Genomic DNA, 13,084 nt, shown 5'->3' with positions numbered 1-13,084 from the left:
GTAAGCACAGATTTTAACCCCAGAGATTAAGCCAACTGCAACTGCACATTCTGCAATTTGCAAATCGCTTTCAACACTTGCGCCAACAAGAGCGATCGCTCCCTGTCAGTCAAACTCAAGTCTGGTAAAATCTGATAAGTGCAAGGATTGCCCCGCGTCAGATACACAAACTGATAGTTACGTCCATTCGTTGTCAATCCCCAAACAGACGATTGCTGCTGCAAACTTTTATAAGCATAAGTCAGCAATTGCGGCAAACCGGCCCAAGGATCGATCGCACTATTTTTCGCCTCCACTACCAAAATCCAAAACTGTGCCGCCGCGAGCTCTGCATCCGGCTGATTTACCGCTAAAATATCCAAGCGCCCTTTAATTAAAGTATCCCCATCCTCAACCTCGATCGGGATGCTATCTTCCATTGTCAGCACGATCGGAATATCAAAAAATCCTGCTAATCTCATTAACGGTGAAAGCACTAAAAACTTAACCAGTTCTTCTGAAACTTTTCCGGCGGATAAGTAGCGTCGAAAGTTAGTTATAATTTTTAATATTTCCTGCTGTTCTAATTCTGACAGCGGTTCCAAAGAGAAAAAACCGGTGAAGGCGTCTCCTTCTCGCTCTTCCAATTTGAGCAGGCGGCGAACGTCATTTAGCGAGAGTTGGCTTGCTTCTAAATTTTGCGTCATAGTTTTCCTTTAATTAAATTTAACTAACTACCTAAATTATAGCTAATCTAATTTACAAAAAAGTATAACTTAAAAACTTGTCACCCAATAATTACTAAGAATAATTAATTATTAAATAAGCTAAAAAATCCTCTAGATCTGCGTTAATCGGCATTACTCGGCGAGCAAAAAAAGAACAACATCTCAACCTCTTACAAAATTTCCCAAAGTCTTAAGGAAAATAAACATACTTTGGTCCCAACTTATGCAAACAATAGTTAAAAAGACGAACCGAAGTTAAAGTTAAAAGCAATGTCACAAGATACGATCGAGTCAATTCTGCAAGAAAAACGCCTATTTCAGCCGCCCGCTGAATTCTCCCAAAAAGCTCACATCAAAAGCCTAGAAGAATACCAAGCCCTCTACGACAAAGCCAAAGCTGACCCCCAAGCATTCTGGGCAGAACTCGCTGCCCAAGAATTGCACTGGTTCCAAAACTGGGATACCGTGCTCGACTGGCAGCCGCCTTTTGCTAAATGGTTTGTCAACGGTAAAATTAATATTTCTTACAATTGTCTCGATCGCCACTTAACCACTTGGCGCAAAAATAAAGCCGCCCTGATTTGGGAAGGCGAACCCGGAGACTCTCGCACCCTCACCTACGCGCAACTCCACCGCGAAGTCTGCCAAATGGCAAATGTGATTAAGGAATTGGGAGTTCAAAAGGGCGATCGCGTCGGCATTTATATGCCCATGATTCCCGAAGCTGCGATCGCCATGCTAGCCTGCGCCAGAATCGGTGCCGTACACAGCGTTGTTTTTGGCGGATTTAGTGCAGAAGCTTTGCGCGATCGGCTCAACGACGGCCAAGCAAAACTCGTCATCACCGCCGACGGAGGCTTCCGCAAAGATACCGCCGTCGGGCTCAAAACACAAGTAGACAAAGCACTAGCAAATAATGCCGTACCCAGCGTTACCAACGTTCTGGTAGTTCAGCGCACCAAGCAGCAAATTGACATGGAACCAGGGCGCGATCGCTGGTGGCATGAATTGCAAAAAGGTGCATCCGCTGACTGTCCGGCAGAACCGATGGATAGCGAAGATTTGCTGTTCATTCTTTACACTTCTGGAAGTACCGGAAAACCGAAAGGAGTCGTCCATACAACCGGTGGTTATAACCTTTATACCCACATGACAACCAAGTGGATATTCGACCTCCAAGATACCGATGTTTACTGGTGTACTGCTGATGTCGGCTGGATTACTGGACATAGTTATATTCTCTACGGCCCGCTATCCAACGGTGCGACAACTTTAATGTATGAAGGTGCTCCTCGCCCTTCTAATCCCGGCTGTTTTTGGGATGTAATTGAAAAATACGGCGTCACAGTTTTCTACACTGCACCAACCGCAATTCGCACCTTTATGAAAATGGGCGAACACTTGCCGAATGCGCGCAATTTGTCATCTTTACGATTGTTAGGAACCGTCGGCGAACCCATCAATCCCGAAGCTTGGATGTGGTATCAGCGCGTAATTGGCAACTCAAATTGTCCGATCGTCGATACTTGGTGGCAAACAGAAACCGGGGGAATTATGATTACCGCTTTGCCCGGTGCAATTCCTACAAAACCCGGTTCTGCAACCCTACCGTTCCCCGGAATTATGGTCGATGTTGTTGACCAAGAGGGCGAACCAGTAACTAACGAAAGCGGCGGTTATTTAGTGGTGAAACATCCTTGGCCGGGAATGATGCGTACACTTTACAACGATCCAGACCGCTTCCGTCGCACTTATTGGGAATATTTGCACCCGAAAGATGGCGAATTTGTGTACTTTGCAGGGGACGGCGCGCACAAGGACAAAGACGGTTATTTCTGGGTAATGGGTCGCGTTGACGATGTAATTAATGTGGCCGGACACCGACTGGGCACAATGGAAGTAGAGTCAGCTTTGGTATCGCATCCAGCGGTGGCGGAAGCTGCGGTTGTTGGTAAACCCGACGAGATTAAAGGTGAGGACATTGTGGCTTTTGTCACGCTGGACAACTCGCAGCAACCTAGCGATGAATTGGCTAAGGAATTGAAGCAGCACGTGGTTAAGGAAATTGGGGCGATCGCCCGTCCCGGCGAAATTCGATTTACCGATGCTTTGCCGAAAACCCGAAGCGGCAAAATTATGCGCCGATTGCTGCGTTCTTTAGCTGCGGGAGAAGAGGTTTCTGGGGATACTTCAACCTTGGAAGACCGGACGGTTTTGGATAAATTGCGGGGTGGTGCGTAGGGGTATTTTGTAAGTGCAGATAAACGCAGATAAACGCGGATAAGTTTAATAATTATCTGCATTTATCTGCGGTTTTAGATAATTGTTTAGTAGCTTATTTGCCGCTCCACAGATGAACGGCAGCGGCGTTAATTTCAGACCTTACCTGTAGCCAATCCTCCAGCAAGTAGTCATCATCAACTGCTTGCTTGTGCTGTTCGTCTTTGAGAATTGCCAAGACAAGACGCTAACTCCAGACGAATAGTTGACATGACGAATTTTTGGGTGAGATCCCAAGTCTTGAATTTTTGCCAAAACGCGATGGACAGCACCGGCAACAGTAAGATCGACGGCAAGAATAATTTGACCGAGTTTAGCACCCGGTTTTACACATTCTAGAACAGCCATAATTCTTTCTCCTTATGCTATCTTAGATATTTTTACTGTAGCAATGAATTATTTGGCTCATCTATTCTTATCAGAAGGCACGCCAGAATCCCTGATTGGCAACCTCTTAGGAGATTTTGTCAAAGGTTCGGCCGTCAACCTTTATTCCGAGGAAATTAGAAAGGGCATCGATTTGCACCGCAAAGTAGATAGCTACACGGACTCTCACCCAATAGTGCGATCGAGTAAAAGCCTTGTTTCTTCTCACAGACGAAGGTTTGCGGGAGTTTTGATTGACGTGTTTTACGACCACTTCTTAGCTAAAAATTGGCTGGAGTATTCAGAAATTCCGCTCCGGGATTTTTCTCAGGATGTCTATAAAATCCTGCAAGACAACCGCGATATATTACCTGACTCTCTCCAGCGGGTGTTGCCCACAATAATTGCCCGCGACTTGCTTTCATCTTATCAGGAAATTGCCGAAATCGGCATCACTCTTACAAGAATGTCGGCGCGGCTCAAACGGACAAATAACTTGGCAAGTGGCATAGAAGATTTGACAGCTAACTATCAACGCTTAGAATCGGATTTTCGGGATTTTTTTCCTGATTTAATAAAATACGCGACTGTTGGCAAATTTTAATATAATAAACAAAAATTCTTGTTGCTAGCGATAACGAACTCGTGTATAATCCAAGCGATACCTGCATGAAATCTCAAATGCAAAAGGGTTCAAAATATGGCAACCAGAATTCCGAACCTGCAAATAACTAAAGTAGTTGATGGCGACAGCATCAAAATTTCTCTCAACGGCAAAACCGAGTCTCTGCGCCTGATTTGCGTCGATACAGAAGAAAGTCATTCGGGAGGCTCCAAACCTGTAACTGCGGCGGGGAAAGCAGCTTCAGAAATGGCTAAAAAATACTTCGCCACAGCAGATGGTGGACTTGCTCAAATTGACATAGAATTTGATACAGACGATTCGGTTGAAGTGGCTCTACAAAAACACCGCGACAACTACGGGCGTCTCCTCTGTTACGTACATAAAGACGCAGAAAATTACAATCTTAAACTGATTGAAGAAGGCTGGAGTCCCTACTTCGTGAAATACGGGCGCTCCAGATTGTATCACCGCCCAATGACTGAGGCAGAATCCGCAGCAAAAGCTTACAATCTGATGATTTGGAATCCGGTTATCAATGCCAAAATCCCCTCTCGCAATTATGCTAATTTACTGCCTTGGTGGTCGATGCGCGCCTCAATTGTGGAAGAGTTTCGGTTGTCGGAAGCAACGGTAGGAGCGCTTTCTTTGAGGTTGCACTACCCGAAAATATTAGCGGCTTCTGAGAGAGCTAAATCTATTACTGTTTTCTGCGATTTGCAGGCGGGAATTACTAAATGGATCGGTGGGAGCGCTCTAATTTATGCTGGTTCAGTGTATCATAAATTAGATTTGTGGATACCCGATGCTAAAACTGATGAAAGAGCTCCCTTGAAGCGGCTAATTGAGAAGCGTTATGCGGGCCTGGGACGGGGATATGTGTATGTCAGTGGGAAGGTAGAACAGTACAAAGGGAAGCCTCAAATAGTTTTGAAGGATATCAAACAACTTTCAGACTTTCCCCGATAATATTTTAACTAGAGTTAATTTTATCAATCCTTTTTGCTATAGATAATTTCATTAGGAAGTAAGATAGCACAAATAGAGGGCGATGCTAAAAAAAGATCGCCATCTATTCAGGCATAATATTTTTTGTCCAGAGGTGCAGGAAAATTTATTGCTCCATAGAAGGAGTCGTGAAAAATCTACATCCTAATGGATTTGTGCGTGCAGATTGATTTTGAGGAGTGGTTATAGAAGGACTAGAGGTAGAAGGTGTGCTATTCAATTCTGAGACGGTAAAAGATTTAGAAATGTTAGGATTTTTCCAGAGAGGACTGGCAGAAGTGTTAGCAAGATTTGGTGATTCGGTAATTGTAATCTCCTGTGTTGCATTGACATTTGTCTGCGATTTGACAGTGGTTTGTGCCTGACACGGATAGGCAGTCATAGCATAAATTACAGCCAAGCTAAGAAACCCAAAATAGCCCGTTGATTTAATCATATTTATCTAAACCTAAACTTAAGAACTATTAGTAATGCTCCTAATAATAGATTAAGTTAGGAAAACTTATGTTTCAAGCGTGTTTATGCGTATTTTTTTGAACTTAATAATTAAGTATTTGTATGTATGAAAAAAAGATAAAAACGGGGAAATTACTACTAAATGTAAAGTTGCAGTAAAGATAGCGGGTTTTTACTGAGAAAAAATTTTAGGAAATCCCGCTGGCCTGGGGTTTTAATTACTGTCGGCTTACCGAATAATACCTTTCTCGCTTAACAGGCAGGATGTCGGTTCCACAAAATTAAATTAAATTTTCTTGTGGTTCGTTCTTCCGGGGCGGGTTCGCCAAAATTGTTTGCAATTGGTGCTCTACTAAACCCGCCCTCACAGGATTAAACTCTTAAAAGGAGAATGAAGTTCTCAATACACCAACTGAGATCGGGTCGCTATCGGGAGTGTGACCGGGTTGAAAAATCAAGATCAATCCAGGGGTGACGCTGATATTATCATTCACCTGCCAGCGGTAGAATACCTCTACATGAGTAGTGGTTCCGGGTTGCCCGCCCGATCGCCCTAAACCCGTATCTAAAAAATCAGGAACGTTATTGCCTGTAGGTAAATTGCTGCTGACAATTTTAGGCGGTTGCCCGATATAAATTCCTCCTAAATTTCCGGCTTTAAACAAATCGGGGAAATTTACAAAAACCATATAATTTGTAGTTGCTATCGTACCAGATTTACCCGGAATGCGAGAATTAGTATAACCAGCCCAAGCTCCCAGAGAAACTCGCGATGAAAGGCGCCAATTTAAACTTGTTCCCACTGCATGGGTTTCCAGAGAAGCAGACTTATTTGTGTTAGGATTAATGGCAGTTAATTGGCTATCCCCTGCCAAACTAATCAGATTCCCGTCGGGCGAATAATCGTTAACATAATAAATAGTCAAATCAACTGGATCTGCTGGTGTCAGAGTTAGTTGTACACCAAATGTATTGTGTCCCCTAGGCCCGTTAGAACTGACAAAAAATCCAGAAATGTTAGTTGAATAAACTGCTTGCAAACTGGCTCGCTTCGCAAATTGCCAGTCAATGCCGATGCCGCCTAAACCCAAACCAGTGTTCAAAATTGGGTTTCTTTGGGCGAAGGCAGAAAGGGGGCCCGAAGCTGCACTTTCTGCCCGATTCGGCCCTCGAAAAGCGGTAATCATGTTAACTCCTGCTGTCCCTGCAAACACTGCCAATTTGTCACCGACCAGAAAGCGGTAGTTGAGGTCGCTGACAGTTAATCCAGAAGTTTCGGCTACATTATAAGCAAGGTTTACGTCTTCGGTTAATTGTGGTGAATTGCTGCCGTTCTGGTTGTAAAAACCTATTAATAAGTTACTGCGAGGACTAAATTGAGTGGTTAAGTAGAATTGATTTAGGTTGATAATGTTGACATTTGTACCGGGGTCTTTGGTATCTCTTTTGCCGTCTCTGGGAGTCCGATCCGCACGGTTGGGCGTGCGCCCTTGTATTCCAAAAATTGTGAATCCCGACAGTTTAGTTGTGGTCGAAAATTGATTGGCTTCTAGTTCGCTAGTTCGCGCTTCTAGCACATCCACTCTGCCTCTGATTGTGGCAATTTCTGCTGCAAATTCTTCTTGCAATTTTTGCAGTTTTATTAAGTCGTCTCGCTTAGCTATACTTTCAGTTGATTTGGCGATGGACTCGCGGATTGTATCTAAACAAGCATTGACTCCTGCTGCAAATTCATAGCGAGTTATAGCGCGGTTTCCGCGATAGCTTCCGTCGGGGTATCCAGCTATGCAGCCGTATTTCTCTACTAAGGATTGCAGTGCTTGAAATGCCCAGTCTGTGGGCTGTACGTCGCTGAGTTGGGAAACTGATGTAACTTGTTCTATCGAGTTTTCAGCCTGGTAAATTAACGGGGGACTTTCTAATTTATTTTCTTCCACTAATGCGGGTATTGGGGCGGGCTGCGTTTCGCTGGCTTCGGATACGTGAGTTTCTATCTCACTCGCGATAGGTACGGGTGGCTCCGATGTGCGGTTTATCGGTGAAGTTTCCTCTACATTGTCAGCTTTTTCGACTAATTTGCGATCGTAATCTCGATCGAAATTCTCCGGGAAATTATTTGTCGGTGCGGGTAATTGATACCATTCATTAACTGGATCTTCCGAATTTGGACTATTGGCTGTTGTTTCAGGATCAGTCGTTTCTGCTAAGGCTGGAATGCTGAATAATGCCTGCAATCCCAATCCTAATATTAAGCTGCTAAGGATTTTCCAAATTGGTCGATCGCAGTTGTGATTTTTCATATTATTTATACTTTGTGAGCTTACAGCAAAAAAAGTGAGAAAAAGCGCGATTCCCGACGGGATAGCTAGGCTTCATGCACTATTCGAGATGAAGGGCGATCGTAAATTGCATTCCTTCTCCCAAAACCGACGCACGAGTCAAACTGCTGTCCTCGGTTTCTTCACCTATGTGACGCCTGATTGACTATCCGGTTCCCGTTTTTTTTAACAGATTTTATAATGAAGGAAAAATTAAAAATCTGCGATATTATTTCCTCAGACATTCCTGTGCCATTGCTTTAATTTTAATTAAAACATCTCTTTATCGCTAGGATAGTTAAGTAGTAATATTAATGATGTGGGGGCAGATATAATCGATACCAAAATACACCATTAATTAGCTTTTTATACATTAGATATCATCTTTTACAGCACCATTCATAAACACCAGATTCAGTTCCCCGATCATTTAAGCAAACTAATTTTTCCATGATTTTTGATAATGTGAATGACCGGCTGATTGTTAAAGGCATTCAAACGGTGCTGCCAAACCATCAAAGTCCTATCAATTCCATCCCGGATATCGGCTAATATTTTATACTCGCTGTCTACACTGGAAAAAGTGTATAGCGATTTATCGGTTAACATCGTTCCCAAGGAAACACGAGCGATTTTTTTAGCTATCGCCAAGTTTTTGGCTTCAGTCTCACTACCATTGATCCAGCCAAAATATTAAGTGTATTTAACTTATTTAACCCGTTAATACTATAATATTATCACCGCAAATCTGTAGCTGCCAATAGCTGCGCGATCGATCCACACTCCAGAGACTTAAAAGCTATGTGCCAATTACTGGGAATGAACTGCAATGTTCCGACAGATATTTGCTTTTCTTTTGAGGGTTTTTCTGCAAGGGGGGGCAAAACCGACGTTCATCAAGACGGTTGGGGAATTGCTTTCTTTGAAGGTTTGGGATGTCGTCTTTTTATAGACTCTAAACCTGCGATTGCTTCTCCGGTTGCAGAAGTAGTGCGTCGCTATCCCATTCATTCAACTAACGTCATTGCTCACATCCGCAAAGCTACGCAAGGCGAAATTGCTCTGGAAAACTGCCACCCTTTTATTCGGGAACTTTGGGGACGTTATTGGGTGTTTGCTCACAACGGAAATCTTGAAAATTTTTATCCAGAATGTGCCGGAGTTTACAAACCTGTGGGCAAAACTGACAGTGAAAAAGCATTTTGTTTAATATTAGAAAAGCTGCGCTCCACTTTTCCTCATAGTAAGCCTGCTTTAGCGAAAATTTACCAGGTACTGGAGGAAATTACTAAAACTTTGGCAGAACACGGAATTTTTAATTATTTACTTTCCGATGGAGAACACTTGTTTATCCACTGTTCTACTAATTTGCATTATATTGTGCGACAAGCACCTTTTGCTAGCGCTCACTCGATCGACGAAGATATAACAGTCGATTTTCGGGAATTGACCAATGAGGACGATCGCGTGGCTGTTATTGCCACTTTTCCGCTGACAGATAACGAAGTTTGGACGCAAATTCAGCCTGGAGAATTGCTGGTATTTCAGGATGGTTTGCCGGTCTCTTCTGGGCTGCTGGAGTTAAGTTAACGGGACTCAAACAAACTTAAAGCCTAAACAAAGCCATAACCTGCTGTTTATGACGCACGTCACCATTATCTTGCAGCCAAGGGACAAATCGATAAGATATAGTTGTTAAACTGACCAGGCAGAGCATAAAGGTTTTCACAGGTTTGTTCCTCCAACACCTTCTCCATCCTCCTGTTAACTGTTGGCAAATAATCAAACGGATCTTTCGTACTTACTATGCTAAAGTGAGTGTAGGAAACCGCCAGCTAATCAAAGCTCTAATTTTAAACTTCTTAAAGTTGCTCAATTCAAATCCACAAGGCTTTAATAATTTGGTAGCGGTGCATAGTTATGGAAAGCCGGTAGAATTATTTAGTTCTACTTTCTTAACTTCCTTCTTTATGAATTGTCCGCTTTGCCGTTGTAAAAATGTCATAAAAAATGGTCTGAATCATAGTGAAAAGCAAAAATTTAAAGGTAAAGACTGTCTCTGACAGTTTGTCATTAACCCCCAACATCAACCTATTCCACAATAACGAAAATTTCTGATAGATAGAAGTTCATCAGAGTGAATAAGGTAATAAGCAGTAGAAAGAACTGGCTAGAGATGCTCTAAAAAAATTTATTTCTATAGCATATATTGGGCAGCGAGATGAGAAGGAAGCTAGGAAATTATGGAATTTATTACCACTGGCTGAGGCAATTTGCTGTCAGTCATACAGATTTTGGAAGCTCTTAGTCCGCAGTTTTTTATAGCAAAAGACACAAAGGGAAAGACAAGGATAGTGGGAAAATTTATGACTTATAAAAAATTAATAATACTCGGAGGTATAGGCTCTGTAGATGGGTGAGAAAAACGCTGGCTTTTTGTAAAAAACTTTCAAAGTATATTGGCAGCTATCAGGAGGAATTTTATCCATCATTCTAACGAGTTTTGAAGTTATTGAAAAACTCTCTTAACCCTGACTATGGAGGACGACCAATTATCGCATTGGGAAACTGACAGAGTATTTCACTTTTCCTTTCGGTCAAGCTTATTCTGAATGATTTGTATAAGATGGAACCCAAAGTGCGATCGTGAGATTGAGCTGGATGCGATCGGCTCCTGGGGTAGGAAGTGAAGAAGTGCGATCGCTACACTGGCCAAATCTTGTTCTAAGGATCGTTGGCTGGAGCAATATCAACTGCAATCACCGTAGCATAGGAATCGAGAGCTTGTTCAGGCACTTGAATCGTTAACTCCCCAAGAGGATCGGCACTTAACATAGAATCGACAATCGCACAGCGAGTTGAGTATTGTAATGATTCCCCTCCAGCGACTTTAGAAACGTCTTGAATCCGTTTAATGGGTACACCTCGTACTGTTACTGACTCGTAGGGCTTCATCAGCAAGAATAAGTAAAAGCGATTGCCCCGCCGAGTAGAAGGGCCGTAGAATTGCCAAGGTTCCAGTCCAGGCTGTGTTCCTACAATACTCTGGGCATGGACAGCCATCCAGTCTTCTACAAATTGCAACAAATCCAATTGTTCAGATTGAATCTGCCCATTGCCCATTGGACTGACATTCAACAGCAGATTGCCACCTTTACCTGCAACTTCACAGAGGGTATGAATAAGTTGGCGAGCTGACTTGAATTGGGTGTCCTTCGGGTTGTAACCCCAGCTTTCATTCAGAGTTAGGCAAGCTTCCCAAGTACGTTGAGGCGGTTGGGGGGGAATGAATTGCTCGCAGGTATCGAAGTCTCCAAATCCAGGGAGGCGATCGTTGATTAGCAAATGCGGTTGCAGCGATCGAATCATTTCATGTAGCTGTTTAGCTTGCCATTGCTCTGGTTTTCGTTCCCAACCGCCATCAAACCAAAGCAAGTCAATCTTTCCGTAGTTGCTCAACAATTCTTTGACTTGAGCGAACATAAATTCTAGGTAGCGGTCCCACTGAGAACTCGTTGGCTGTCGAAATTTCCCAAACTGATACGGTTTGTCGGCTTCTGTGAAAGCCGGATAGTCAGGGTAATGCCAGTCAATCAAGGAAAAATACAACCCAATTCGCAAACCCTCCGCCCGCATCGCCTCCACAAATTCTCGGACAATATCTTTTTTGTACGGCGCATACTCGATAGAAAAGTCGGATTGCTGGGTATGAAATAAGGAAAATCCATCATGATGTTTAGCCGTCAAAATCACATACTGCATCCCCAAACGTTTCGCTAAATTAGCCCAACTTTGAGGGTTGTATTCAGTCGGATTGAAAGTTTGGGCGGTGCGGTGATAGTCCGCTACCGGAACATCTTGGCAGTACGGCAAGCTAAAGACGCCTCCGACCAACGGCCAAGATACTTCGTACCCACACTGGCTGCTATGGCTCCAGTGAACAAACATTCCCAATCGTGCTGTCTCAAACCAGTTGTTTTCTTGAGTCATTGGTTTACCCTGAAATATAGGCGGTATAGCTGAAAGAGTAATGTTTACTCTCAGGTAAAATGAATAACCTAGGGTAAACTTCTTTGTCGAATGGGGCTGAAATGAGCTGCCCCAAATGTAACGCCACAGAGGTTTCTAACAATGGTAATCGTTGGGAAACTGAGGGAGTATTTTGTGTTTCCCAATGTCAAACTTATTCTAAATGATTTGTACGGGTATGATTCCATTGAGGTTGGTAATCAAACAACCATTTGAACTGCAAGTCAGCCAACCAAGTAGGAGTGAGCTTGTAAATGCCGTTCCGCAACAAACATCCGATCGCCGTATCCGCCTGCCCCAATTTCCCTATTTGTCTGGAAGTATCGAAAACGCGAGTAACTCGCTGAGTGCGGCTGCCTTCAAACTGCCGCAATAGGGAAGGAACAGTATCGCCACCACTTCGGCTAGTACATAGGAGTTTCGCTAGTTCAAAAGAGTCTTCCACCGCCATACAGCCCCCTTGACCGATATTCGGTTGAACTGGGTGCGCGGCATCCCCGATTAAGGTAACTCGCCCTTGCCCCCATTGGGTTCCCAGCGGTGGCCGATCGACAATATCATCTCGGTAAATCTTCTGCCCGTCGAGAGTTTCGATGATAGCTGGTACTGGGTCAGCATAGCCTTTAAATAGGGAGCGCAAGGCATTCAAGGAACCGCCCAGCCCATCGTCATTACCGCCCGCTGGGGTATTGTTGAAAGCATAGAAAGCAAACCGACCGCCACCGACATCGAAGTAGCCAAAGCGATGGCCCTGACCCCAGAATTCGGCCCAACTGTATTGTGGATCTAGTGGTAAGCCAGAGCCATCAAAGTAGCCTCTCCAGCAGCAAGTCCCACTGTACACAGGCTCCTCTAACCGCTCCCTACCGTTAAGACTAGCGCGTACCTTGGAGTAAAGACCATCAGCACCGACTAAGATGTCACCCTCAGCAGTGCGACCATCAGAGAAAAATACCCGAATGCCGTTGCCCGTGTCCTCAAATTTCTCAAAGGCAACGCCAGTCCGCACCGTTCCCTCTGGCAAAGCTTCAAATAAAATTTGCTGAAGTTCCGGTCGCAGGAGGCACACACCCAAGTCATCTTCGCCTATGAATTGAGGAGCGTTAATGTAGAGGGGTTCCGCTTTTTGATCAAAAAACCCACCTTTAAGGATCTTGCCTCCCTGCTGGTAGAAACGCTGGTAAATCTGCCCTGATTGCAAAAGCTTGTAGACGCGCAAAGATTAAAGTCGGCGACACTCTCACGAGCGCCGCCGCTCTCCAAAACCGTGCGTGAAAATTTCTCTTCACACGGCTCCT

General features: G+C 43.9%; 11 protein-coding genes. 5 read left to right on the top strand and 6 right to left on the bottom strand.

Features of this window, described 5'->3' with window-relative positions:
- Positions 1–26 precede the first annotated feature (26 nt).
- Positions 27–686 carry a restriction endonuclease subunit R gene (locus tag QUA53_RS21435; RefSeq protein ID WP_333099738.1) on the bottom strand — a complete coding sequence of 220 codons (660 nt, stop codon included), beginning with the start codon at positions 684–686 and terminating at the stop codon, positions 27–29.
- Positions 687–977: 291 nt separating this feature from the next.
- On the opposite strand from QUA53_RS21435, the gene acs reads away from it, so the two are divergent.
- A complete protein-coding gene (acs, locus tag QUA53_RS21430) occupies positions 978–2,948 on the top strand; it encodes an acetate--CoA ligase (protein WP_333099740.1) in 1,971 nt (656 codons plus the stop codon).
- A gap of 141 nt (positions 2,949–3,089) precedes the next feature.
- Here the strand turns inward: acs and QUA53_RS21425 are convergent, their stop codons facing one another.
- Complete coding sequence (locus QUA53_RS21425; RefSeq protein WP_333099742.1) at positions 3,090–3,335, bottom strand: hypothetical protein; 246 nt, start codon at positions 3,333–3,335, stop codon at positions 3,090–3,092.
- A 43-nt stretch (positions 3,336–3,378) separates the two neighbouring features.
- Here QUA53_RS21425 and QUA53_RS21420 point away from each other — a divergent pair, with 43 nt between their 5' ends.
- Both QUA53_RS21420 and QUA53_RS21415 read left to right on the top strand, forming a co-directional pair.
- Positions 3,379–3,957 carry an ACP phosphodiesterase gene (locus tag QUA53_RS21420; RefSeq protein ID WP_333075001.1) on the top strand — a complete coding sequence of 193 codons (579 nt, stop codon included), beginning with the start codon at positions 3,379–3,381 and terminating at the stop codon, positions 3,955–3,957.
- Positions 3,958–4,053: 96 nt separating this feature from the next.
- On the top strand, positions 4,054–4,944 hold the full coding sequence (locus QUA53_RS21415; RefSeq protein WP_333099744.1) for a thermonuclease family protein: 891 nt from the start codon (positions 4,054–4,056) through the stop codon (positions 4,942–4,944).
- An 875-nt stretch (positions 4,945–5,819) separates the two neighbouring features.
- On the opposite strand, the gene QUA53_RS21410 is transcribed toward QUA53_RS21415, so the two are convergent.
- Entirely contained in the window at positions 5,820–7,739 is a 1,920-nt protein-coding gene (locus tag QUA53_RS21410; protein ID WP_333099748.1) for an iron uptake porin, read from the bottom strand.
- Positions 7,740–7,773: 34 nt separating this feature from the next.
- Between QUA53_RS21410 and QUA53_RS21405 the strand changes: the two genes are divergently transcribed.
- A complete protein-coding gene (locus tag QUA53_RS21405) occupies positions 7,774–7,923 on the top strand; it encodes a hypothetical protein (RefSeq protein ID WP_333099750.1) in 150 nt (49 codons plus the stop codon).
- A 260-nt stretch (positions 7,924–8,183) separates the two neighbouring features.
- Here QUA53_RS21405 and QUA53_RS21400 read toward each other — a convergent pair whose 3' ends face one another.
- On the bottom strand, positions 8,184–8,366 hold the full coding sequence (locus tag QUA53_RS21400; protein ID WP_333150845.1) for a hypothetical protein: 183 nt from the start codon (positions 8,364–8,366) through the stop codon (positions 8,184–8,186).
- 192 nt (positions 8,367–8,558) lie between these two features.
- Here QUA53_RS21400 and QUA53_RS21395 point away from each other — a divergent pair, with 192 nt between their 5' ends.
- Positions 8,559–9,347, top strand: coding sequence for a class II glutamine amidotransferase (locus QUA53_RS21395; RefSeq protein ID WP_333099754.1), 789 nt, complete (start codon positions 8,559–8,561; stop codon positions 9,345–9,347).
- A 1,134-nt stretch (positions 9,348–10,481) separates the two neighbouring features.
- On the opposite strand, the gene QUA53_RS21390 is transcribed toward QUA53_RS21395, so the two are convergent.
- A complete protein-coding gene (locus QUA53_RS21390) occupies positions 10,482–11,747 on the bottom strand; it encodes an alpha-L-fucosidase (RefSeq protein ID WP_333099756.1) in 1,266 nt (421 codons plus the stop codon).
- 193 nt (positions 11,748–11,940) lie between these two features.
- Positions 11,941–12,987, bottom strand: a complete 1,047-nt coding sequence (locus tag QUA53_RS21385; RefSeq protein ID WP_333099758.1) for an FAD-dependent monooxygenase — start codon at positions 12,985–12,987, stop codon at positions 11,941–11,943.
- Positions 12,988–13,084: the final 97 nt, after the last annotated feature.

The sequence above is a fragment of the Microcoleus sp. Pol12B3 genome (assembly GCF_036701355.1).
GTDB lineage: Bacteria > Cyanobacteriota > Cyanobacteriia > Cyanobacteriales > Microcoleaceae > Microcoleus.
This window is presented reverse-complemented; position numbering and strand designations above follow the sequence as displayed.

Bases quoted from the DNA above. Each gene is read 5' to 3' on its own strand.
- QUA53_RS21435 (WP_333099738.1), bottom strand. From the start codon at position 686: ATGACGCAAAATTTAGAAGCAAGCCAACTCTCGCTAAATGACGTTCGC.
- acs (WP_333099740.1), top strand. From the start codon at position 978: ATGTCACAAGATACGATCGAGTCAATTCTGCAAGAAAAACGCCTATTT.
- QUA53_RS21425 (WP_333099742.1), bottom strand. From the start codon at position 3,335: ATGGCTGTTCTAGAATGTGTAAAACCGGGTGCTAAACTCGGTCAAATT.
- QUA53_RS21420 (WP_333075001.1), top strand. From the start codon at position 3,379: ATGAATTATTTGGCTCATCTATTCTTATCAGAAGGCACGCCAGAATCC.
- QUA53_RS21415 (WP_333099744.1), top strand. From the start codon at position 4,054: ATGGCAACCAGAATTCCGAACCTGCAAATAACTAAAGTAGTTGATGGC.
- QUA53_RS21410 (WP_333099748.1), bottom strand. From the start codon at position 7,739: ATGAAAAATCACAACTGCGATCGACCAATTTGGAAAATCCTTAGCAGC.
- QUA53_RS21400 (WP_333150845.1), bottom strand. From the start codon at position 8,366: ATGTTAACCGATAAATCGCTATACACTTTTTCCAGTGTAGACAGCGAG.
- QUA53_RS21395 (WP_333099754.1), top strand. From the start codon at position 8,559: ATGTGCCAATTACTGGGAATGAACTGCAATGTTCCGACAGATATTTGC.
- QUA53_RS21390 (WP_333099756.1), bottom strand. From the start codon at position 11,747: ATGACTCAAGAAAACAACTGGTTTGAGACAGCACGATTGGGAATGTTT.